This is a genomic window from Streptomyces sp. NPDC104381, assembly GCF_055583745.1.
In genome coordinates this window covers 660,877-682,040 of sequence record NZ_JBVJNK010000006.1, presented here as the reverse complement: position 1 = coordinate 682,040, position 21,164 = coordinate 660,877, and the positions used below count along the sequence as shown (strand labels likewise).

Genomic DNA, 21,164 nt, shown 5'->3' with positions numbered 1-21,164 from the left:
GTCGGTGCCGGGACGGTGGAGTTCCTCGTCGGTGCGGACGGCACGATCAGTTTCCTGGAGGTCAACACCCGCCTCCAGGTCGAGCACCCGGTCACCGAGGAAGTCACCGGCATCGACCTGGTGCGGGAGATGTTCCGGATCGCCGACGGTGAGGAACTCGGCTACGGCGACCCGGAGATGCGCGGGCACTCCTTCGAGTTCCGGATCAACGGTGAGGACCCGGGCCGTGGCTTCCTGCCCGCTCCCGGCACCGTGACCCTGTTCGCCCCGCCCACCGGCCCGGGTGTCCGCCTGGACGCCGGCGTGGAGTCCGGCAGTGTGATCGGCCCGGCCTGGGACTCGCTCCTGGCCAAGCTGATCGTGACCGGCGCGACCCGTCAGCAGGCCCTGCAGCGCGCCGCCCGTGCTCTGGCGGAGTTCCAGGTCGAGGGCATGGCCACCGCGATCCCCTTCCACCGTGCCGTCGTCACCGACCCGGCGTTCACCGCGGACCCGTTCGAGATCCACACCCGGTGGATCGAGACGGAGTTCGTCAACGACATCAAGCCCTACGCGGTCCCCGCCGACCAGGACACCGACGAGGAAGCCGGCCGTGAGACCGTCGTCGTCGAGGTCGGCGGCAAGCGCCTGGAAGTCTCCCTGCCCTCCTCCCTCGGCATGAGCCTGGCCCGCACCGGCCTCGCCGCCGGCGCGAAGCCCAAGCGGCGCGCGGCCAAGAAGTCCGGCTCCGCGGCCTCCGGAGACACCCTCGCCTCCCCGATGCAGGGCACGATCGTCAAGATCGCCGTCGAGGAAGGCCAGGAAGTCAAGGAAGGCGACCTCATCGTCGTCCTCGAAGCCATGAAGATGGAACAACCCCTCAACGCCCACCGCTCCGGCACCGTGAAGGGTCTGGCGGCGGAGATCGGCACCTCGGTGTCGTCCGGGGCCGCGATCTGCGAGATCAAGGACTGAGTACGCGCTCTCCTCGCCACTGGGGGCCCGGCGACCGCCGGGCCCCCAGTGGCATCCTTGTGACGCGGAGCGGACACCAGGAGAAGAGGGTGAGGGCGATGAGCACGGCACCGACACCGGCCCGGCCGATGCGCGCCGACGCGCGCCGCAACTACGACCGGCTGCTGGGTGAGGCCCGTACGTCCTTCGCCGCCCAGGGCACGGATGCCTCGCTGGAGGACATCGCCCGGCGGGCGGGCGTCGGCATCGGCACGCTCTACCGGCACTTCCCGAACCGCCAGGCCCTGATGAACGCGGTGTTCCAGGAGGCCCTGACCGCGCTGCTCGCCCGCTCCCACGAGCTGGCCCGCTCCGACAAGCCGTGCACCGCGCTGGTGGAGTGGCTGGGCGCGATCGTCACTCACGCGGGTGAGTACCGGGGGCTGGCGCAGGCGCTCATGTCGGCGCCGGGGGACGAGACTTCGGCCCTGACGTCCTGCCACGTACCGCTGCGTCAGGCCGGGGACCGGCTGCTGACGCGGGCGCAGTCGAGCGGCTCGGTGCGCGCGGAGGTGTCGATCGACGACCTTCTGCAACTGACGAACGCGATCGCGCTGGCCGCGGAGCGGACCCCGGCCGATCCCGGTCTGGCCGGCCGGCTGCTGCGGCTGACGCTCCGCGGTCTGCGGGCCGACCCCGTGCCCTCGGCCCGGCCCGGCGACTGACGGAGGGCCCCTCCCGGGGCCACGTCCGTGAAGCCTCCACGCCGGGCTCCGCCCCTACCGGCGCCGCAGGTCCGCGACCCGGCCCACGGGGCCGTCCGCGAGCGCGGCGGCACTCCGCAGCTGCGGTCCGAGCCCTCCCGGCCCTCCTCCATGACCGCCCTGCGTGCGCCGCTGGCCCGGCAGCGGCATCTCCTGCCGCGCCTGCCGCCCCTGCGGCAGCGGCTCACCCGCCCCGGAGTCCGTGTCGGGCCCCGCGACGGTGATCTCCACGCCCTGGTCGGCGAGGGCCTGGAGCTCCGTGGCGGCCCGCTCGTCGTGGGCCGGTGGCTCGTCCGTCACCAGACGGGTGATCAGCTCCGTGGGCACCGTCTGGAACATGGTGTCGGAGCCGAGCTTCGTATGGTCGGCGAGGACCACCACCTCCGCCGCGGCCTGCACCAGCGCCCGGTCCACGCTCGCCGAGAGCATGTTGGACGTGGAGAGCCCCCGCTCGGCGGTCAGCCCGCTCCCGGAGAGGAACGCACGGCTCACCCGCAGCCCTTGGAGGGACTGCTCGGCACCGCTGCCGACGAGCGCGTAGTTGCTCCCGCGCAGGGTGCCGCCCGTCATCACCACTTCCACCCGGTTGGCATGGGCCAAGGCCTGGGCGACCAGCAGCGAGTTGGTGACCACGGTCAGACCGGGCACCCGCGCGAGCCGGCGGGCCAGCTCCTGCGTGGTCGTGCCGGCGCCGACCACGATGGCCTCGCCCTCACCGACCAGCCCGGCCGCCAGGTCGGCGATGGCCGTCTTCTCCGCGGTGGAGAGATGGGATTTCTGCGGAAAGCCGGACTCCCGCGTAAAACCGCCCGGCAAGACCGCACCGCCGTGCCGGCGGTCGAGGAGTCCTTCTGCCTCCAGTGCCCGCACGTCCCGCCGTACGGTCACTTCGGAGGTCTGGACGACGCGGGCGAGCTCACGGAGCGATACCGCCCCGTTGGCGCGCACCATTTCGAGGATCAATTGACGACGTTCTGCAGCGAACACGAAACTGACAGTAACCTGGCCGTAGGTTGCTTTTCAGCAGTTTGCGCCGAATAACAGAAGTTGTACATGGACAGGGCCCCCTGGTGATATAGGGGGCCCTGTCGTCCGTACGAGCGGTTCGGTGCTACGCCTCGCCGGCGGTCTTACGGGTGTGCAACTGCCGGGCCACTTCGGCGATCGAGCCGGAGAGGGACGGGTACACCGTGAAGGCGTTGGCGATCTGCTCCACCGTCAGGTTGTTGTCCACGGCGAGCGAGATCGGGTGGATCAGCTCGCTGGCCCTCGGGGCGACGACGCAGCCGCCGACCACGATGCCGGTGCCGGGCCGGCAGAAGATCTTGACGAAGCCGTCCCGGATCCCCTGCATCTTGGCGCGCGGGTTGCGCAGCAGCGGCAGCTTCACGACCCGGGCGTCGATCTTCCCGGCGTCGACGTCGGCCTGGCTGTAACCGACGGTGGCGATCTCGGGGTCGGTGAAGACGTTCGCGGAGACCGTCTTCAGGTTCAGCGGCGCGACCGCGTCGCCCAGGAAGTGGTACATCGCGATCCGGCCCTGCATCGCCGCGACCGAGGCCAGCGCGAAGATCCCGGTGACGTCGCCGGCGGCGTACACCCCGGGGGCGCTGGTGCGCGAGACCCGGTCGGTCCGGATGTGCCCGGACTCCTTGAGCTGGACCCCGGACTCCTCCAGGCCCATGCCCGCGGTGTTGGGGATCGCGCCGACCGCCATGAGGCAGTGGGTGCCGGAGATGACGCGGCCGTCGGCCAGCGTGACCTCGACGCGGTCGCCGACGCGCTTGGCGGACTGGGCGCGGGAGCGGGCCATGACGTTCATGCCGCGGCGCCGGAAGACGTCCTCCAGGACGGCGGCGGCGTCCGGGTCCTCGCCCGGGAGCACCCGGTCGCGGGAGGAGACGAGCGTCACGCGCGAGCCGAGCGCCTGGTAGGCCCCGGCGAACTCGGCGCCGGTGACGCCCGAGCCGACCACGATGAGCTCCTCGGGGAGCTCGTCCAGGTCGTAGACCTGGGTCCAGTTCAGGATGCGCTCGCCGTCGGGCAGGGCGTCCGGGATCTCGCGGGGGTGGCCGCCGGTGGCGATCAGCACCGCGTCGGCGGTGAGCCGCTCCTCGGTGCCGTCGGCGGCGGTCACCACGACCTGGCGGGACCCGTCGGCGGCCTGGAGGCCCTCCAGCCGGCCGCGGCCGCGCATGACCCGGGCACCGGCGCGGGTGACGGAGGCGGTGATGTCGTGGGACTGGGCGAGCGCGAGGCGCTTGACGCGCCGGTTGACCTTGCCGAGGTCCACCCCGACGACCCGGGCGGCCTGCTCGATGTGCGGGGTGTCGTCGGCGACGATGATGCCGAGTTCCTCGTAGGAGGAGTCGAAGGTGGTCATCACCTCGGCCGTCGCGATCAGCGTCTTGGAGGGCACGCAGTCGGTGAGCACCGACGCGCCGCCGAGGCCGTCGCAGTCGACGACGGTCACCTCCGCGCCGAGCTGGGCGCCGACCAGTGCCGCCTCGTAGCCGCCGGGGCCGCCGCCGATGATCACGATCCGGGTCACGAAAAGTCCGCCTCGCGTGGTGTCATCCCACGGCCGTCTGCCGCCCCGGCCGGGGGTCCGGGGGATCGCCCCGGCGTATGCAGTACGTAATTCATTGTCCCGCACGCGCCAAGCTGCTTCGCCCCGGGGCCCTCCATACGGGAACGGCCCTGGCCGGGCCACGGCATCCGGTCGCCCTCGGACCGCCCACGACCGGGCATCTTCCCCGGCGGAACCCCGCACACCTCGGCCTCCTCCCGTACCCTCGACCCCATGTCGCTCTACGCCGCGTACGCCGGCAACCTCGACGCGCGGCTGATGACGCGCCGCGCACCGCACTCCCCACTGCGCGGCACGGGCTGGCTCAACGGCTGGCGGCTGACGTTCGGCGGGGAGCAGATGGGCTGGGAGGGCGCGCTGGCCACGGTGGTGGAGGCGCCCCGTTCCCAGGTGTTCGTCGCGCTCTACGACCTGGCTCCGATGGACGAGGACTCCATGGACCGCTGGGAGGGTGTCGGCCTCGACATCTACCGGCGCATGCGGGTGCGGGTGCACACGCTGGACGGCGAGGAGCCGGCCTGGATGTACGTCCTCAACGGCTACGAGGGCGGGCTGCCCTCGGCGCGCTACCTGGGCGAGGTGGCGGACGCCGCCGAGTCCGCGGGCGCGCCCCACGACTACGTCATGAACCTCCGCAAGCGCCCCTGCTGAGCCCCTCCCGCACGGCACTTCCGTACGAACGTACGAACGTGACCGGCCAGACTCTCACCGGACACATCTACGCGCGTAGGGAATCAGCGGTTACCCTCATCCGCGTGAACGCATCTGTTATTCCGGACCACATCCAGGGCGACCCGTACGCCGCCGCTGCCGACGCCGCCGCCCGCCTGCGCGAGCTGACCGGCGCCGATACCCACGACGTCGCTCTCGTGATGGGCTCCGGGTGGGCCCCCGCCGGCGATGCGCTGGGCATCCCGGAGGCCGAGTTCCCGGTCACCGCGCTGCCCGGTTTCCCGGCCCCGGCCGTGGAGGGGCACGGCGGCACGATCCGCTCGTACCGGATCGGGGAGAAGCGCGCCCTGGTCTTCCTGGGCCGTACGCACTACTACGAGGGCCGAGGCGTGGCCGCGGTGGCGCACGGGGTCCGTACGGCGGTCGCGGCGGGCTGCGGGACCGTCATCCTGACGAACGGGTGCGGCGGCCTGCGCGAGGGCATGCGCCCCGGCCAGCCGGTCCTCATCAGCGACCACATCAACCTCACGGCGGCCTCGCCGATCGTCGGCGCGAACTTCGTCGACCTGACCGACCTGTACTCGCCCCGGCTGCGCGCCCTGTGCAAGGAGATCGACGGGACGCTCGAAGAGGGCGTGTACGTGCAGTTCCCCGGCCCGCACTACGAGACCCCGGCCGAGATCGGCATGGTCCGGGTCATGGGCGGCGACCTGGTCGGCATGTCCACGGTCCTGGAGGCCATCGCGGCCCGGGAGGCGGGGGCCGAGGTGCTGGGCATCTCGCTGGTGACGAACCTGGCCGCGGGCCTGAGCGGCGAACCCCTCAACCACGAGGAGGTCCTCCAGGCCGGCCGCGACTCGGCGACCCGCATGGGCGCACTCCTGGCCCGCGTCCTGGACCGGATCTAGCACCTCCAGATCCAGCCCCGCCGGCGTACGTGGCGCGGGGCGGCCAATTCAAGCCTCGCCGGCGTACATGGCACGGGGCGGCCAATCCAAGCCTCGCCGGCGTTTGAGGCGCGGGGGTCCGGGGGCAGAGCCCCCGAAAACCCGCGCCGGGGCGCCGCTTCCCAAGGCACTGGCCCACCCGATCAAGCCCCGCCGGCGATTGAGGCGCAGGGGTCCGGGGGCAGAGCCCCCGGCAGCCCTGCGCAGCGGCACACCCACCCCGCACCCGCACCCCCACCACCACCAGAAAGGCGGACACCGTGCAGCAGGACCTCATCACGCAGGCCAGGACCTGGCTCGCCGAGGACCCGGACCCCGAGACCCGCGCGGAGCTCGCCGGACTCATCGACGCCGGTGACCTCCCCGCCCTCGCCGACCGCTTCGCCGGCACGCTCCAGTTCGGCACGGCCGGCCTGCGTGGCGAGATCGGCGCCGGCCCGATGCGGATGAACAGGTCCGTCGTCATCCGCGCCGCCGCCGGCCTGGCCGCGTACCTGAAGGCGCAGGGAGAGGACGGCGGTCTCGTCGTCATCGGCTACGACGCCCGCTACAGGTCCGCCGACTTCGCCCGCGACACCGCCGCCGTGATGACCGGCGCGGGCCTGCGCGCGGCCGTCCTCTCCCGCCCCCTGCCGACCCCCGTCCTCGCGTACGCCATACGGCACCTGGGGGCCGTCGCCGGCGTGGAGGTCACGGCCAGCCACAACCCGCCGCGCGACAACGGCTACAAGGTGTACCTCGGCGACGGTTCGCAGATCGTGCCCCCGGCCGACGTGGAGATCGCCGCGGCGATCGCGGCGGTGGGCCCGCTCGACGGCGTACCCCGCCCCGATTCGGGCTGGGAGACGCTCGGCGACGAGGTCCTGGACGCCTACCTCGCCCGTACGGACGCGGTCCTCAGCCCCGGTTCGCCCCGTACCGCGCGGACCGTGTACACCGCGATGCACGGCGTCGGCACCTCGGTCCTGACGGCCGCGTTCGCCCGGGCCGGCTTCCCCGCGCCCGTACTCGTGGCCGAACAGGCGGATCCGGACCCGGCGTTCCCCACCGTGGCCTTCCCCAACCCGGAAGAGCCCGGCGCCATGGACCTCGCCTTCGCGACCGCGCGCCGTACGGATCCGGACATCGTCATCGCCAACGACCCGGACGCCGACCGGTGCGCCGTCGCCGTGCCCGACCCGTCGGCCGAGGGCGGCTGGCGGATGCTGCGCGGCGACGAGGTCGGCGCGCTGCTCGCCGCCCACCTGGTGGACCGGGGTGCCACCGGCGTCTTCGCCGAGTCGATCGTCTCCTCCTCCCTCCTCGGCCGGATCGCCGAGAAGGCGGGCCTCGGCTACGAGGAGACGCTCACGGGCTTCAAGTGGATCGCCCGCGTCGACGGCCTGCGTTACGGCTACGAGGAGGCGCTCGGCTACTGCGTGGACCCGGAGGGCGTCCGCGACAAGGACGGCATCACGGCCGCCCTGCTGATCACCGAACTCGCCTCCGTGCTCAGGGAGAAGGGCCGCACCCTCCTCGACCTGCTCGACGACCTGGCGCTCGAACACGGACTGCACGCCACGGACCAGCTGTCGGTCCGGGTGGAGGACCTGACGGTCATCGCGGACGCCATGCGGCGCCTGCGCGAGACGCCCCCGACCGCACTCGCGGGCCTCCCCGTCACCTCGGCGGAGGACCTCTCGCAGGGCACGGACCGCCTGCCGCCCACGGACGGCCTGCGCTACCACCTCACGGGCGCCAGGGTCATCGTCCGCCCGAGCGGCACCGAGCCGAAGCTGAAGTGCTACCTGGAGGCCGTGGTCCCGGTCGCGGACAGCGAAGGGCTCCCCGAGGCCCGGGCGAAGGGCGAGGAGCTGCTGGCCGCCATCAAGCGCGACCTGTCGGCGGCGGCGGGGATCTGACCCCGCCTGCGCGACGGGCCGCTCCGGCAGCCCGCCGCGATTCGCTACGAGCGGCCCTGCGGCTCAGCGCCTGCCGGACGGTGTTCAGACTTTGACGACTTCCACAGCGGGGCCGCACAGGAGCGTGAGGTCCTCGGGATCGGAGGTCAGGACGGTGACCGGCCGGGCTGCGCAGCACGGTAGAGCTTCGAGAGTCCTTCACTGTCGAGCGGCAGGGTGCCAGGCATCAGGCGGCAGCCCCACCGGTCTATCGGTCGTCGTGGCGCAGCAGCACGCGGGCGGCCTCGACCTCCTCGCGGGTGAGCTCGTCATGGTCGGTCCCGAAGTCGGCGACGATCTCCCGAAGCTCGTCCATGGCGACCCGCTGTTCGAGCGCTTCGGCAACATGGCGGGGAGAAGCCACCGGCTTCGGCGGCTTCTCGGGGAGGCTGGTCGAGTGCTTCTTGCTACCCATGACGCCGATGCTGCCAGTGGCATTCATTCTTCGGGGCACACGCCGCGCCTCCGGGGCCGGCAGGCCGGCCCCGCCTCAGCCGATGGCCAGCAGCACCACGAGCAGCACCGCGCCGACCACCGCCGGGGCGATCACCTCGTAGGCCCAGCGGACCGACGCGGTGACCGTGGACGGTTCCTTGCGGGCGGTCGCCCCCTCGGCGAGCTCCCGCAGGTCGCTCACCGTCTGGTCGGCCGCCGCCGTGCGTACGGCCGAGTCGCGGACGTCGGCGTGCACGGAGGTCCGGCCGTACGGGTCGTCGTGCGCCTGCTGGGCGGCCTTCCTCGCGGCCCGCTTGCGCTCGCGCAGCGAGACGGGGACCGCCCACAGCTGGTACTTGGCACCGCCGTGGGTGAAGACCTCGCTGGAGTACGCCGCGCGGACCGTGGAGACGTCCGTCCAGGGCAGCACGATCGTGCGGAACGGATTGCGGATCCGGATCCGCTCCTCGTCGGCGAACACGGCCGGCCGCAGCGTGAAGGCCACGATCAGCGGGATCACCGTCAGCAGCGCGGCCAGCGCCAGCCACGGCACCCATCCCTTGCCCTGGGCCACCGCGTCGCCGCCGATCCAGCCGACCAGCAGGATCAGCATCGCGCCGCTGACCAGCCCGGCGCCCGACCGGTAGGTCCGGTCGGCGTGGGCGGGCTCGGCGGGGGGTGTGGGGCTCGTCATGGCTCCGATTCTGCCTGACCGGCCGGGCGGGTCACGGGGAGGCCCGGCAGGGCCCGTGGAGGGTGCGGAAAAGGGGAGCCCCCTGTACAGGTCGCTACGCGCGTAGATATGCTCATGTGGTGACCATGCCCCTCACTGCCTCCGCATTCGCCGACGCGACGGCGTCCGACAGTGCGCTGCGCCGCTTCCTGCACGGACTGCCCGGCGTCGACACCGTCGGCCTCGAAGCGCGCGCGGCCTCCCTCGGCACCCGTTCGATCAAGACGACCGCCAAGGCGTACGCGATCGATCTCGCCATCTCGATGATCGATCTGACGACGCTGGAAGGCGCGGACACCCCGGGCAAGGTCCGGGCCCTCGCCGCCAAGGCCGTCAACCCCGACCCCACCGACCGTACGACCCCGCGCACCGCCGCGGTCTGCGTCTATCCCGACATGGCGGCCACCGCCGTCGCCGCGCTGGCCGGCTCCGGGGTGAAGGTGGCGTCCGTGGCGACGGCCTTCCCCGCCGGACGCGCCGCGCTGGACGTCAAGCTCGCGGACGTACGCGACGCCGTGGCGGCCGGGGCCGACGAGATCGACATGGTGATCGACCGCGGCGCCTTCCTCTCGGGCCGCTATCTCAAGGTGTACGAGGAGATCGTCGCCGTGAAGGCCGAGTGCGGCTCCGCGCGGCTGAAGGTGATCTTCGAGACCGGTGAGCTGTCCACGTACGACAACATCCGGCGGGCCTCCTGGCTCGGGATGCTGGCCGGGGCGGACTTCATCAAGACGTCGACCGGCAAGGTCGGGACGAACGCCACCCCGGCGAACACGCTGCTGATGCTGGAGGCCGTACGCGACTTCCGCGAGCAGACGGGCGTCCAGATCGGTGTGAAGCCCGCGGGCGGCATCCGCACCTCCAAGGACGCGATCAAGTTCCTCGTCCTGGTGAACGAGACCGCGGGCGAGGACTGGCTGGACAACCACTGGTTCCGGTTCGGCGCCTCCAGCCTCCTGAACGACCTGCTGATGCAGCGCCAGAAGCTCAGCACCGGCCGTTACTCCGGCCCCGATTACGTGACGGTGGACTGATACGCATGGCATCCGCATTCGATTACGCACCGGCTCCGGAGTCCCGCTCCGTCGTCGACATCGCCCCCTCGTACGGCCTGTTCATCGACGGCGAGTTCACCGAGGCCGCCGACGGCAAGGTCTTCAAGACCGTCAGCCCGTCCACCGAGGAGGTGCTCTCCGAGGTCGCGCAGGCCGGCGCCGAGGACGTGGACCGCGCGGTGAAGGCGGCCCGCGGGGCGTTCGAGAAGTGGTCGGCGCTGCCCGGCTCCGAGCGCGCCAAGTACCTCTTCCGGATCGCCCGGATCATCCAGGAGCGCTCGCGCGAGCTGGCCGTCCTGGAGACCCTGGACAACGGCAAGCCGATCAGGGAGACCCGCGACGCGGACCTCCCGCTGGTCGCCGCGCACTTCTTCTACTACGCCGGCTGGGCCGACAAGCTGGACCACGCCGGCTACGGCGCGAACCCCCGCCCGCTGGGTGTGGCCGGGCAGATCATCCCGTGGAACTTCCCGCTGCTGATGCTGGCCTGGAAGATCGCCCCGGCGCTCGCCACCGGCAACACGGTGGTCCTGAAGCCGGCCGAGACCACTCCGCTGTCGGCGCTGTTCTTCGCCGACATCTGCCGCCAGGCGGGCCTGCCCAAGGGCGTCGTCAACATCCTGACGGGGTACGGCGACGCGGGCTCGGCCCTCGTCGAGCACCCCGACGTGAACAAGGTCGCCTTCACCGGCTCCACCGCCGTCGGCAAGGCCATCGCCCGGCAGATCGCGGGCACGGACAAGAAGGCCACGCTCGAACTGGGCGGCAAGGGCGCCAACATCGTCTTCGACGACGCGCCGGTCGACCAGGCCGTCGAGGGCATCGTCACGGGCATCTTCTTCAACCAGGGCCAGGTCTGCTGCGCCGGCTCCCGGCTGCTCGTCCAGGAGTCCGTGCACGACGAGGTGCTGCACGCCCTCAAGCGCCGGCTGTCCACGCTGCGCCTCGGCGATCCGCTGGACAAGAACACCGACATCGGCGCGATCAACTCCGCGGAGCAGCTCGCCCGGATCGGCGCGCTCGTCGAGACCGGTGAGGCGGAGGGCGCCGAGCGGTGGTCCGCCCCGTGCGAGCTGCCGTCGTCGGGCTACTGGTTCGCGCCGACCCTCTTCACCGGCGTCACCCAGGCGCACACCGTCGCCCGCGACGAGATCTTCGGCCCGGTGCTGTCGGTGCTGACCTTCCGTACGCCGGACGAGGCCGTCGCGAAGGCCAACAACAGCCAGTACGGCCTCTCCGCCGGCATCTGGACGGAGAAGGGCTCCCGCATCCTCGCGGTGGCGAACAAGCTCCGGGCCGGCGTCATCTGGGCCAACACGTTCAACAAGTTCGACCCGACCTCGCCGTTCGGCGGATACAAGGAGTCGGGCTTCGGCCGCGAGGGCGGCCGTCACGGTCTGGAGGCCTACCTCGATGTCTGACGGGCGACTGAGCGTCTTCAAGACCTACAAGCTGTACGTCGGGGGCAAGTTCCCCCGCTCCGAGAGCGGCCGGGTGTACGAGGTGAGCGACTCCAAGGGCAGGTGGCTGGCGAACGCCCCGCAGTCCTCCCGCAAGGACGCGCGGGACGCGGTCGTGGCCGCGCGCAAGGCGTTCGGCGGCTGGTCGGGCGCGACCGCGTACAACCGCGGGCAGATCCTCTACCGCGTCGCGGAGATGCTGGAGGGCCGCCGGGAGCAGTTCGTACGGGAAGTGGCGGACGCCGAGGGGCTGTCGAAGTCCAAGGCGGCGGCCGTCGTCGACGCGGCGGTCGACCGCTGGGTCTGGTACGCGGGCTGGACGGACAAGATCGGCCAGGTCGTGGGCGGGGCGAATCCGGTCGCGGGCCCGTTCTTCAACCTCTCCACCCCGGAACCGACCGGTGTGGTCGCCGTTCTCGCTCCGCAGGAGTCGTCGTTCCTCGGCCTGGTGTCGGTGGTCGCGCCGGTGATCGCCACCGGGAACACGGCGGTGGTCGTCGCCTCCGCGGACGCGCCGCTGCCCGCCCTCTCGCTGGGCGAGGTCCTGGCGACCTCGGACCTGCCCGGCGGTGTGGTGAACATCCTGTCCGGGCGGACGGCTGAGCTCGCGGCCCCGCTGGCCTCCCACCAGGACGTCAACGCCCTCGACCTCACGGGCGCGGACGCCACTCTGGCGAAGGAGCTGGAGGTCGCGGCGGCCGACAACCTGAAGCGCGTGGTGCGCCCACCCGCCTCCCACCACCACCCCGGGAGAGAAGCGCACAGCGCTGCTCATCCACAGGCTGTGGACACGGGCGACTGGTCGGCGGACCCCGGCACGCGCCGCCTGACGGCCTTCCTGGAGACCAAGACGGTCTGGCACCCGACGGGCGCCCTGGGGGCCTCGGGCTCCTCGTACTGAGGCACCGAATCTCCCCGCACGGGTGTGGGGCCGCTCCCGGGCGGCCCCACACCCGTGTCCAGGCCGGATCAGCCGGTGATCAGACCGGTCACCTCTCCGATCACGGGCAGATCACCGAGCGCGGCGCCACTGGTCAGCGGGTCGGTGACCAGCGCCGTGGTGACGGGCTTGAAGTCGGCGATCTGGGTCCCCACCGCGTTGTCCAGCGGGTCGACCCCGGTCCCCGCCAACGGGTCGAGCTGCAGATCGGTGAGGGGCTTGACCGCGCCCACGATCCCGTAGCCGAGCACGCTGTTCAGCGCGGGCTCCGCCGCCTCGTTGACCGCCCCCAGCGTGCTGTCGGCGGTGTCCGAGCCGGTGGCGGGCGGGGCGGGCAGCGGTGCGGCCTGGGCCGCCGCGCCTCCCGCGCCGAGCGCCGCACCCAGCGCGGTGAGGGTCAGACCGGCACGCAGCAGGGTGCGTTTCCGGGGCTTGGACAGTGCATGACGTGCCATGTTTTCCCACCTGATCGGGACGTGTCGGGTAATCATCCGTGCGCGCAGAGTAGTTGAGGTGTGATGCTCGATACCAACAGGACCTCCCGGGGATCCCCTACGCGGGTCAATGCCTCACACTTCTGTTCTGTGAGTTCCCAACCGATCCCCACGCGCGTCGTGCTGCTCGCCGGTCCGTCCGGCTCCGGCAAGTCGTCCCTCGCGGCCCGCAGCGGTCTCCCGGTGCTACGCCTGGACGACTTCTACAAGGAGCAGAACGATCCGACACTGCCCCGGGTCACCGGCAGCGCGGACATCGACTGGGACTCGGCCCTCTCCTGGGACGCGGACGGCGCGGTCGCGGCCATAGCGGAGCTGTGCCGCACGGGGCGTACGTCCGTTCCCCTGTACGACATCGCCACGAGCTCACGGACGGGCCGCGAGACGCTGGACATCGAGCGCACGCCGCTCTTCGTCGCGGAGGGCATCTTCGCGGCGGACATCGTGGAGCGCTGCCAGGAACTGGGCCTGCTCGCCGACGCGCTGTGCCTGCGCGGCCGGCCGTCGACGACGTTCCGCCGCCGGCTGGTGCGGGACCTGCGGGAGGGCCGTAAGTCGGTGCCGTTCCTGCTGCGCCGGGGCTGGCGCCTGATGCGCGCCGAACGGCGCATCGTGGCCCGCCAGGCCGCGCTGGGCGCGTACCCCTGCGCCAAGCAGGAGGCCCTGGGCCGGCTGGCCGACGCCGCGGCGGGACGCTGCCGGGCCCCGCGCAGCCGGGTGCCGAACTGACGACCGGGCACGGGCCCGGACGGCGCGGCGGGAGAACACCCGCCACATGACGCGGCGGGGGCGGACAGGACCCCCCGGCCTGTCCGCCCCCGCTGCGCTCTCCCCCGTGCCGCCGCCTCCCCCGAAGCCGCGGCCGTTCCCCCGTGTCCCCCCGTTTCCCCGTTCCCCCGTTATCCCCGTGTCCCCCCGTAGACCTCAGGCCACCAGCTCGCCGAAGGACTCCTCCTCGTCACGGCCGAAGCTGAGGACCTCGTCCTCGCGCAGCCGGCGGAGCGACCGCCAGATGCTCGACTTCACCGTGCCGACACTGATGTCGAGGATCGACGCGATCTCCGGGTCCGTGCGGCCCTCGTAGTAGCGGAGGACCAGCATCGTGCGCTGGAGTTCCGGCAGCCGTGCGAGCGCCTGCCAGAGCACCGCCCGCAGCTCCGTGCCGCGCATCGCGTCCGTGTCGCCCACCGTCTCCGGCAGCTCCTCGGTCGGGTATTCGTTCAGCTTGCGCCTGCGCCACGCGCTGATGTGCAGGTTGGTCATGGTGCGGCGGAGGTATCCGCCGACGGCCGCCTTGTCGCTGATCCTGTCCCACGCCCGGTACGTCGAGAAGAGGGCGCTCTGCAGCAGGTCCTCGGCCTCGAACCGGTCGCCGGTCAGGTGGTAGGCGGTTGCGTACAGGGAGGCACGGCGCTCCTGGACGTAGGCGGTGAACGCCGCTTCGGCGTCCTCCGGCCGGTCCAGAGGCTTCCGCTCCCCCGAGCCCTCCCCGTACGCGGTTCCCCCGTTGTCCCCCGTGGCCGCGTCAACCATCGTCAGGTACGACGAGTGCTGACGCCCGGCGCCGCGTGTGCGCCCCCGTCCCCCGACGCCGGACTTCTCCGGGCTCCGCCCGACGTCGTGAAGGCGCGTGACAACTGCGCTTGAGGTGGTGCTGTGCAGTGCGTTCATCTGGCGCCCCCCATCGGTGGAGTCCGTTCGTTCCGTGTGCCAACGAGCTTGCCCGGGCAGTTTCATGGCGCTGTCCCCCGACTGTCACAGGGCTGTCACAGGGCATGTCGGGGCCGGAACGGGCGGATCAAGTCGGGGGGACTGTCGAAAGGTGGCACCACCATGGGCCAGAATGGCCCCTGTGCCTTTCCTGTTGCTGATCGAGGACGACGACGCCATCCGCACAGCCCTGGAACTCTCGCTGTCACGCCAGGGCCATCGTGTGGCCACCGCGGCGACGGGAGAGGACGGCCTGGAGCTGCTCCGGGAGCAGCGGCCTGACCTGGTCGTGCTGGATGTGATGCTGCCCGGCATCGACGGTTTCGAGGTGTGCCGGCGGATCCGGCGCACCGATCAACTGCCGATCATTCTGCTGACCGCGCGCAGCGACGACATCGACGTCGTGGTGGGACTGGAGTCCGGCGCGGACGACTACGTGGTGAAACCCGTGCAGGGCCGGGTGCTCGACGCCCGTATCCGCGCGGTCCTGCGCCGTGGGGAGAGGGAGTCCACGGACTCGGCGACGTTCGGGAGTGTCGTCATCGACCGTTCGGCGATGACCGTCACGAAGAACGGGGAGGATCTGCAGCTCACGCCGACCGAGCTGCGGCTCCTGCTGGAGCTGAGCCGCCGGCCCGGACAGGCGCTGTCCCGGCAGCAGTTGCTGCGCCTGGTGTGGGAGCACGACTATCTCGGCGACTCACGTCTGGTGGACGCGTGCGTGCAGCGGCTGCGGGCGAAGGTGGAGGACGTGCCGTCGTCGCCGACCCTGATCCGTACGGTGCGGGGCGTGGGTTACCGGCTGGACTCGCCTCAGTGAGCGATACCGCGAAGCGTTCCATACTCGCGGGTCTTCGCTGGACCAGCCTGCGGCTGCGGCTGCTGATCGTGTTCGCGCTGGTGGCGCTGGTGGCGGCGGTGTCCGCGTCGGGCATCGCGTACTGGCTCAACCGCGAGGCGGTCCTGACGCGTACGCAGGACACGGCCCTGGGGGACTTCCGCCGTCAGATGCAGACCCAGGCGGCCTCGCTGTCGTTGCAGCCCACGGCGCTCGATCTGCAGGACGCCGCCGAGCAGATGGCCAGCAGCGGTCCCGGCTACCACGTGCTGCTGATCGGCACCCGCGAGGGCAAGCCCGTCACCGGCTCCTCCGACCTGGACGCCTTCACCAAGGCCGACGTACCGGCCTCGCTGCAACGGCAAGTGAACAAGAAGCAGCCGCTGACGTCGGCCAACACCTTTGAGTACCACCTGTTCTGGCAGCGTACGACCGTGGGCGGCACCCCGTACCTGGTGGCCGGGACGAAGATCATCGGCGGTGGCCCCGCCGGGTACATGCTGAAGTCGCTCGACCAGGAGCGCGAGGACCTCAACTCGCTGGCGTGGTCCCTGGGCATCGCCACCGCGCTGGCCCTCGTCGGCTCGGCGCTCCTCGCCCAGGCGGCGGCGACGACGGTGCTGCGGCCGGTGCAGCGGCTCGGCGACGCGGCCCGCAAGCTGGGCGAGGGCAAGCTCGACACCCGTCTCGTGGTCTCCGGCACCGATGAACTCGCCGATCTCTCCCATACGTTCAACAAGGCCGCGAGCTCCCTGGAGAAGAAGGTCGCGGACATGAGCGCGCGGGAGGAGTCGAGCCGTAGGTTCGTCGCCGACATGTCGCACGAGCTGCGCACCCCGCTGACCGCGATCACGGCGGTCGCCGAGGTGCTGGAGGACGAGGCGGACAGCCTGGACCCGATGATCGCCCCGGCCGTGCACCTGGTGGTGAGCGAGACCCGGCGGCTGAACGACCTGGTCGAGAACCTCATGGAGGTCACCCGCTTCGACGCCGGTACGGCCCGCCTCGTCCTGGACACGGTCGACGTGGCCGACCAGGTGACCGCCTGCATCGACGCCCGCGCCTGGCTGGACGCGGTCGACCTGGACGCGGAGCGCGGCATCATGGTGCGGCTCGACCCGCGCCGCCTCGACGTGATCCTGGCGAACCTGATCGGCAACGCGCTCAAGCACGGCGGGTCCCCGGTGCGGGTGTCCGTACGGACCGACGAGGACGACCTGGTCATCGAGGTACGTGACCACGGCCCCGGCATCCCCGAAGAGGTCCTGCCCCACGTGTTCGACCGCTTCTACAAGGCGAGCGCCTCCCGGCCGCGCTCCGACGGCAGCGGGCTCGGCCTCTCCATCGCGGTGGAGAACGCGCACATCCACGGCGGTGACATCACGGCCTCGAACCTGCCGGACGGCCAGGGCGCGGTGTTCGTGCTGCGGCTCCCGAGGGACGCGGAGCGGCTGACCGGAGCGCAGGGACCGGGCGACGACCCGGACCGGAACGAGAAGGGTGACTCCGCGTGAGGCGCAGCGAGCGGTCCTACGGCGTTCCGCGCGGGGTCCTGCGACGGCCCGGCCGGGCCGTCGCCGCGCTGGCCGCCGTCGTGGCCTGCGCCGCGCTGGCGGGGGGCTGCGGCATCCGCAGCACGTCGGTGCCGGTGGACGCCGGGGCGGCCCCGTCCCGGATGCCGTGCCGCACGGCCTCCGCGGAGGCCACCGCGCCGCCGGCGGGGAGTGTGTCCGTACCGGTCTATCTCGTCTGCGCGTCGCAGCTGGTGACGGTGGAGCGCACGGTCGAGTTCGACGAGTCGCGGTCCGGGCCGCTCCTGATCGCGCAGAAGCTCCTCGGTGAGCTGCAGCGCGACCCGGCCGCCGCCGAGCGGCGCGCCGGTTTCTCCACCGACGTCCCGGCGGCACTGCGGGTCGGCGCCGCCCACAAGGGCGACCCGGAGGGCACGCTGCGCCTCAGCGAGCAGCCGGACGACCTGCCGGCGGAGGCGCTGGCCCAGGTGGTGTGCACGTACGCCGACAGCGAGTCGCTCGGCTCCGGGGGTTCGGTGCTGCTGGGCGGCCCGGGCAACTACGCCCCGCGCGGGTATCTGTGTACGTCGGAGACGAAGAGCCTGCCGGGCGAGGTGCCCACGCTGGGTGCCGTAGGACTGTCCTGAGGCTTGCCGCCGGGAGGCGCCCCGGCGGCCGTGCCACTCGTCACAGAGGCTTCCCGGAGCGGCGCGGAACCGATCCTGCCGGTCGTGGCGTCTTGGTGCACGTGCGTCACAGTTCGGACGGCCCGGCCGTCATCCGCTTCCGCGCGGCGGGGGTATTCCTCCTCCTCGCGCATCTTCTGTTCGTCTGCTGGCTGACGCTGCGCCCGCTGGACGTGCCCTGGGTGACGGCCGCGAACTTCCAGCCGTTCGACGGGATCAGGGCGGACCTGGCCCTGGGCCCCGCCGAGGCGGCGCGCCGCATCGGTGAGGGACTTCTGCTGCTGGCGCCGCTGGGCATACTGCTGCCGATGGCCGGGGGCAGGCTGCTGGTCTCCCCGTGGGCGTCGCTGGCCCGTACGGTCGCGGCGGGCGCCCTGATCTCGATCACCATCGAGCTGGCGCAGACGGGCGTGCCCGGCCAGGTCGTCGACGTCGACTCGCTGCTGCTGAACACGTCCGGCGTCGCGCTGGCCCATCTGCTGGTCGTCCCGCTGTCTCGGTCGCGGCTGCGCCGGGGGAACCGTGCGGGGGCCGGTGACCTGTCCCGGATCGGGGCACGGTCGGCGCGTGCGGAGGCCCCTCAGGGATCGCCCCCGACGATTACCAGGGTCGGAATCGCACCGTAGAGCGATGCTTTGTCCCCCTCGGCGGAGCCACTATGGAGGTACCGGGAGCACGACGGAGCTGCTCCCCGAACCGGTTCGCGAAGGAGCCCACCATGGCCGCACTTGCCCGCCCCCGTGACGGACGCATGATCGGCGGAGTGTGCGCAGCGCTGGCACGGCGCTTCGGCACTTCCGCAGGGACGATGCGCGTGATCTTCCTGGTCTCCTGCCTGCTCCCCGGCCCGCAGTTCCTGCTCTACCTGGCGCTGTGGATCCTGCTGCCGTCGGAGAAGAGCCCGGCCGCGACGGCCTGGTGACCGTCGGGACCACGGGGAAGAACTGTGGGGCGCACACCCGGCCCGGGTGTGCGCCCCACAGATGTGTGCGGTGATCAGTTGCCGAGCGGCAGAACGCCCGTGAGACCGCCGGCGGGCAGCCCGCCGAGCAGGTTGGTGCCGGGGGCCGAGAGGTCGCTGCTGCCGCGCTGCTGCTGGTCGAGGAGGCCGCCGGCCGCCTTCTGCACGGCGGGCAGGGCGTCGGTGACGGAGTCGAGCGCGACACCGGCGGGCAGGGCGGCCGCGGCGGCGTCGACGGGCAGGGAGACGGCGGAGGCACTGCCCGCGCCGGCGGCGGCGAAAGCGGCACCGAGAGCGGCGACACCGAGGGTCCTGACAGCAGACTGCTTCATGTGAAATTCATCCTTGGGGAAGGGGATGTGAGCGGCTCTGCAACGTAGTCATCGGCTCGCCCCTCCCGCAAACATGCCGGGACACGGAAAACGGCCGGGAACAGGACGCTCCCGGCCGTTACGCTTTTCGCCCACTCAGCCCGCGAAGGACGAAGACCCGCTGGTCACAGCCGTCTGGCGGAAGAGCCATTCGGATTTCAGCTCCGCGTAACCGGGCTTCACGACGTCGTTGATCATCGCCAGACGTTCATCGAAAGGAATGAACGCTGATTTCATCGCATTGACTGTGAACCACTGCATGTCGTCGAGCGTGTATCCGAATGTGTCGACCAGTCGCTCGAATTCGCGGCTCATGCTCGTCCCGCTCATCAGCCGGTTGTCCGTGTTCACGGTGGCACGGAAGTGGAGCTTCCGCAGCAGCCCGATGGGGTGCTCCGCGTACGAGGCCGCGGCGCCGGTCTGGAGGTTGGAGGTCGGGCAGAGCTCCAGCGGGATCCGCTTGTCGCGCACGTAGGAGGCGAGGCGGCCCAGCGTCACGCCGCCGTCGTCGGCGATCTCGATGTCGTCGATGATGCGGACCCCGTGGCCGAGCCGGTCCGCGCCGCACCACTGCAGGGCCTGCCAGATCGACGGCAGACCGAAGGCCTCGCCCGCGTGGATGGTGAAGTGGTTGTTCTCCCGCTTGAGGTACTCGAAGGCGTCCAGGTGGCGGGTGGGAGGGTAGCCCGCCTCCGCGCCCGCGATGTCGAAGCCGACGACACCGAGATCGCGGTAGCGGTTGGCGAGTTCGGCGATCTCCAGCGCCCGGGCGGCGTGCCGCATCGCGGTGAGGAGGGCGCCGACCCGGATGCGGTGGCCGGCGGCGCGGGCCCTGCGCTCGCCCTCGCGGAAGCCCTCGTTGACCGCCTCGACGACCTCTTCGAGGGTCAGGCCGGCGGTGAGGTGCTGCTCGGGCGCGTACCGCACCTCGGCGTAGACGACACCGTCCTCGGCGAGGTCCTCGGCGCACTCCATGGCCACCCGGAACAGCGCGTCGCGGGTCTGCATGACGGCGCAGGTGTGGGCGAACGTCTCCAGGTAGCGCTCCAGCGAACCGGAGTCCGCCGCCTCGCGGAACCAGATGCCGAGCTTGTCGGGCTCCGTCTCGGGAAGTGCCTCGTACCCCTGCTCCAGGGCCAGGTCGACGATGGTGCCGGGGCGCAGCCCGCCGTCGAGATGGTCGTGGAGGAGCACCTTGGGCGCGCGGCGGATCTGGTCGGGACCGGGGACGTTCAGGGTCTGGCTCGTCATTGGGGCACTCTAGCGCCTACGCGCGTAGAGCGCTGGTCGTCGATGCGTAACAGTGACCGCGAAGCCGGGTGGAATACACCTGCCCTTCTGACACTGTTCTGTCATGGCACAGCGCGCACTTCCCCTGCCTGCCGCCAGGCTGGGACGGGCCGTCCTCACGGCCGGAGCAGCACCCGAGGTCAGCGGCGTCGTCCTGCTGCTCCCGGACGGCGAGACCGACTCGCGACGCCGTCCCTCCACCCTTTCGTACGCGGCGCAGCTGCCGTTCGCCCGGGCCCTCGCCCGCGCCGGCCAGGACGACGGGCTCGCGGTGCACGTCGTGCGGTACCGCACCCGGGGCTGGAACTCCGGCGCGGATCCGGCGGCCGACGCCCACTGGGCCGCCGACGAGGTCGTACGCCGCTACGGCGACATCCCGGTGTGTCTGGCCGGGCACGGCATGGGCGGCCGGGCGGCCCTGCGCGGCGCCGGGCACGCCGCCGTCACCTCCGTCCTGGCGATGGCCCCCTGGCTCCCCGAGGGCGCGGAGCCCGAGCCGGAACCGGTGAAGCACCTGGCGGGGCGCCGGGTGCTGATCGTGCACGGCACGAACGACGCCCGGACCGATCCGGAGCTCTCCTACCGGCTGGCGGAGCGGGCCAAGAAGTCCAACCGGGACACCTGCCGCTTCGAGGTCCACTCGGACGGGCATGCCCTGCGCCAGCACCGGTCCGAAGTGGTGGCGCTCGCTTCGGACTTCGTACGGGGATCCCTGTTCGCCCGGTCCTACGCGCGCCCGGTCGCCGACGCGTTCGCGGCTCCGCCGCCGCTGGGGCTGCGAATGCCGCTCGCGGCGGGGTTCGGGCGGTCGCTGCGGCACTGAACCGGGCGGTC

General features: G+C 71.8%; 23 protein-coding genes and 1 pseudogene. 15 read left to right on the top strand and 9 right to left on the bottom strand.

All coding sequences use genetic code 11. From position 1 onward, the window contains the following. Both ACZ607_RS24310 and ACZ607_RS24305 read left to right on the top strand, forming a co-directional pair. On the top strand, nucleotides 1-954 hold a 954-nt coding region (locus ACZ607_RS24310), incomplete at its 5' end, for an ATP-binding protein (RefSeq protein ID WP_469737709.1). 98 nt (nucleotides 955-1,052) lie between these two features. Then, the gene (locus ACZ607_RS24305; RefSeq protein ID WP_469737707.1) at nucleotides 1,053-1,658 is read left to right on the top strand and encodes a TetR/AcrR family transcriptional regulator; all 606 of its coding nucleotides are present in this window, start codon (nucleotides 1,053-1,055) and stop codon (nucleotides 1,656-1,658) included. A gap of 54 nt (nucleotides 1,659-1,712) precedes the next feature. Here ACZ607_RS24305 and ACZ607_RS24300 read toward each other — a convergent pair whose 3' ends face one another. Next, a complete protein-coding gene (locus ACZ607_RS24300; protein WP_469737705.1) occupies nucleotides 1,713-2,684 on the bottom strand; it encodes a DeoR/GlpR family DNA-binding transcription regulator in 972 nt (323 codons plus the stop codon). A gap of 124 nt (nucleotides 2,685-2,808) precedes the next feature. Beyond that, nucleotides 2,809-4,248 (bottom strand): NAD(P)H-quinone dehydrogenase, encoded by a 1,440-nt coding sequence (locus ACZ607_RS24295; protein ID WP_469737703.1) that lies wholly within the window; start codon nucleotides 4,246-4,248, stop codon nucleotides 2,809-2,811. A 252-nt stretch (nucleotides 4,249-4,500) separates the two neighbouring features. Here ACZ607_RS24295 and ACZ607_RS24290 point away from each other — a divergent pair, with 252 nt between their 5' ends. The 3 genes from ACZ607_RS24290 (at nucleotide 4,501) to ACZ607_RS24280 (ending at nucleotide 7,807) form a co-directional block, all read left to right on the top strand. After that, entirely contained in the window at nucleotides 4,501-4,938 is a 438-nt protein-coding gene (locus ACZ607_RS24290) for a gamma-glutamylcyclotransferase family protein (RefSeq protein WP_033297850.1), read from the top strand. A 104-nt stretch (nucleotides 4,939-5,042) separates the two neighbouring features. Beyond that, complete coding sequence (locus ACZ607_RS24285) at nucleotides 5,043-5,867, top strand: purine-nucleoside phosphorylase (RefSeq protein ID WP_129265185.1); 825 nt, start codon at nucleotides 5,043-5,045, stop codon at nucleotides 5,865-5,867. Nucleotides 5,868-6,166: 299 nt separating this feature from the next. Next, on the top strand, nucleotides 6,167-7,807 hold the full coding sequence (locus tag ACZ607_RS24280) for a phospho-sugar mutase (protein ID WP_469737701.1): 1,641 nt from the start codon (nucleotides 6,167-6,169) through the stop codon (nucleotides 7,805-7,807). 84 nt (nucleotides 7,808-7,891) lie between these two features. On the opposite strand, the pseudogene ACZ607_RS24275 reads toward ACZ607_RS24280, so the two are convergent. The 3 genes and pseudogenes from ACZ607_RS24275 to ACZ607_RS24265 all read right to left on the bottom strand — a co-directional run. Next, a pseudogene (locus ACZ607_RS24275) lies at nucleotides 7,892-7,978 on the bottom strand (DNA-binding protein); the annotation flags it as partial. Nucleotides 7,979-8,054: 76 nt separating this feature from the next. After that, a complete protein-coding gene (locus ACZ607_RS24270) occupies nucleotides 8,055-8,261 on the bottom strand; it encodes a hypothetical protein (RefSeq protein WP_469737699.1) in 207 nt (68 codons plus the stop codon). Nucleotides 8,262-8,336: 75 nt separating this feature from the next. Beyond that, nucleotides 8,337-8,975 carry a PH domain-containing protein gene (locus ACZ607_RS24265; RefSeq protein WP_469737697.1) on the bottom strand — a complete coding sequence of 213 codons (639 nt, stop codon included), beginning with the start codon at nucleotides 8,973-8,975 and terminating at the stop codon, nucleotides 8,337-8,339. A gap of 125 nt (nucleotides 8,976-9,100) precedes the next feature. Here ACZ607_RS24265 and deoC point away from each other — a divergent pair, with 125 nt between their 5' ends. Genes deoC through ACZ607_RS24250 form a run of 3 tightly spaced genes read left to right on the top strand, consistent with a single transcriptional unit; the run spans nucleotide 9,101 to nucleotide 12,430 of the window. Further along, a complete protein-coding gene (gene deoC / locus ACZ607_RS24260; RefSeq protein ID WP_469737757.1) occupies nucleotides 9,101-10,048 on the top strand; it encodes a deoxyribose-phosphate aldolase in 948 nt (315 codons plus the stop codon). Between the two features lie 5 nt (nucleotides 10,049-10,053). Beyond that, a complete protein-coding gene (locus ACZ607_RS24255; RefSeq protein ID WP_469737695.1) occupies nucleotides 10,054-11,490 on the top strand; it encodes an aldehyde dehydrogenase family protein in 1,437 nt (478 codons plus the stop codon). Further along, entirely contained in the window at nucleotides 11,483-12,430 is a 948-nt protein-coding gene (locus ACZ607_RS24250; protein WP_469737694.1) for an aldehyde dehydrogenase family protein, read from the top strand. The genes ACZ607_RS24255 and ACZ607_RS24250 overlap by 8 nt, the downstream gene beginning before the upstream one ends. Nucleotides 12,431-12,498: 68 nt before the next feature. Here the strand turns inward: ACZ607_RS24250 and ACZ607_RS24245 are convergent, their stop codons facing one another. Then, nucleotides 12,499-12,924 carry a hypothetical protein gene (locus tag ACZ607_RS24245; RefSeq protein WP_469737692.1) on the bottom strand — a complete coding sequence of 142 codons (426 nt, stop codon included), beginning with the start codon at nucleotides 12,922-12,924 and terminating at the stop codon, nucleotides 12,499-12,501. Nucleotides 12,925-12,987: 63 nt separating this feature from the next. Between ACZ607_RS24245 and ACZ607_RS24240 the strand changes: the two genes are divergently transcribed. After that, nucleotides 12,988-13,692 (top strand): uridine kinase family protein, encoded by a 705-nt coding sequence (locus ACZ607_RS24240; RefSeq protein ID WP_469737690.1) that lies wholly within the window; start codon nucleotides 12,988-12,990, stop codon nucleotides 13,690-13,692. 195 nt (nucleotides 13,693-13,887) lie between these two features. Here ACZ607_RS24240 and ACZ607_RS24235 read toward each other — a convergent pair whose 3' ends face one another. Next, nucleotides 13,888-14,634: a SigE family RNA polymerase sigma factor gene (locus ACZ607_RS24235; protein ID WP_469737688.1), complete on the bottom strand. Its 747-nt coding sequence runs from the start codon at nucleotides 14,632-14,634 to the stop codon at nucleotides 13,888-13,890. A 181-nt stretch (nucleotides 14,635-14,815) separates the two neighbouring features. Between ACZ607_RS24235 and afsQ1 the strand changes: the two genes are divergently transcribed. The 5 genes from afsQ1 to ACZ607_RS24210 all read left to right on the top strand — a co-directional run bounded on the left by afsQ1 (nucleotide 14,816) and on the right by ACZ607_RS24210 (nucleotide 18,630). Next, nucleotides 14,816-15,493, top strand: a complete 678-nt coding sequence (gene afsQ1 / locus ACZ607_RS24230; RefSeq protein ID WP_015578482.1) for a two-component system response regulator AfsQ1 — start codon at nucleotides 14,816-14,818, stop codon at nucleotides 15,491-15,493. Next, entirely contained in the window at nucleotides 15,490-17,025 is a 1,536-nt protein-coding gene (locus ACZ607_RS24225; protein WP_469737686.1) for an ATP-binding protein, read from the top strand. Before afsQ1 ends, ACZ607_RS24225 begins: the two co-directional genes overlap by 4 nt. Further along, entirely contained in the window at nucleotides 17,022-17,669 is a 648-nt protein-coding gene (locus ACZ607_RS24220) for a hypothetical protein (RefSeq protein ID WP_469737684.1), read from the top strand. Before ACZ607_RS24225 ends, ACZ607_RS24220 begins: the two co-directional genes overlap by 4 nt. A gap of 95 nt (nucleotides 17,670-17,764) precedes the next feature. Beyond that, entirely contained in the window at nucleotides 17,765-18,334 is a 570-nt protein-coding gene (locus tag ACZ607_RS24215) for a VanZ family protein (protein ID WP_469737755.1), read from the top strand. Nucleotides 18,335-18,426: 92 nt separating this feature from the next. Next, on the top strand, nucleotides 18,427-18,630 hold the full coding sequence (locus tag ACZ607_RS24210) for a PspC domain-containing protein (protein WP_099173697.1): 204 nt from the start codon (nucleotides 18,427-18,429) through the stop codon (nucleotides 18,628-18,630). 74 nt (nucleotides 18,631-18,704) lie between these two features. Here the strand turns inward: ACZ607_RS24210 and ACZ607_RS24205 are convergent, their stop codons facing one another. Further along, on the bottom strand, nucleotides 18,705-19,001 hold the full coding sequence (locus tag ACZ607_RS24205) for a hypothetical protein (protein ID WP_469737682.1): 297 nt from the start codon (nucleotides 18,999-19,001) through the stop codon (nucleotides 18,705-18,707). A 135-nt stretch (nucleotides 19,002-19,136) separates the two neighbouring features. Beyond that, nucleotides 19,137-20,291, bottom strand: coding sequence for an adenosine deaminase (locus ACZ607_RS24200; RefSeq protein WP_469737680.1), 1,155 nt, complete (start codon nucleotides 20,289-20,291; stop codon nucleotides 19,137-19,139). Nucleotides 20,292-20,394: 103 nt separating this feature from the next. Between ACZ607_RS24200 and ACZ607_RS24195 the strand changes: the two genes are divergently transcribed. Further along, nucleotides 20,395-21,153: an alpha/beta hydrolase family protein gene (locus ACZ607_RS24195; RefSeq protein ID WP_469737678.1), complete on the top strand. Its 759-nt coding sequence runs from the start codon at nucleotides 20,395-20,397 to the stop codon at nucleotides 21,151-21,153. Nucleotides 21,154-21,164: the final 11 nt, after the last annotated feature.